Annotated in this window: 1 protein-coding gene; it reads left to right on the top strand. The window is 69.2% G+C overall.

Going from position 1 to position 455, the window contains the following annotated elements; genetic code table 11:
- Positions 1-4: 4 nt before the first annotated feature.
- A partial coding sequence (locus tag KHA85_RS16750; RefSeq protein WP_213186666.1) for a MaoC family protein occupies positions 5-455 on the top strand: 451 nt, incomplete at its 3' end.

Genomic DNA, 455 nt, shown 5'->3' with positions numbered 1-455 from the left:
CCTGATGGCGATTGACCCGAGTGCCGTCGGCGCGGTGACCGAACCCATGCCCTTCGAATGGACCGACCGGGACACGCTGCTCTACGCGCTCGGTGTCGGCGCCGGGATCGACGACCTGGCGTTCACCACCGAGAACAGCCACGACATCGACCAGCAGGTGCTGCCCACCTACGCGGTGATCTGCTGCCCGGCCTTCGGCGCGGCGGGCCTGGTCGGAAAGTTCAACTGGGCCATGCTGTTACACGGATCGCAGAGCATCCGGCTGCACGCGCCGCTGCCGCCCGCGGGGAAGCTCTCGGTGGTGTCCGAGGTCGCCGACATCCAGGACAAGGGTGAGGGCAAGAACGCGATCCTCGTGTTGCGCGGCCGGGGCACCGACCCGGACTCGGGGCAGCTGATCGCCGAGACGCTCACCACCCTGGTCATCCGCGGCGAGGGCGGCTTCGGGGGGATGC

It is taken from the genome of Dietzia massiliensis (genome assembly GCF_018390595.1).
GTDB lineage: Bacteria > Actinomycetota > Actinomycetes > Mycobacteriales > Mycobacteriaceae > Dietzia > Dietzia massiliensis.
Note: the sequence above shows the minus strand (reverse complement) of the source record. Positions and strands in the feature narration are given on the sequence as shown.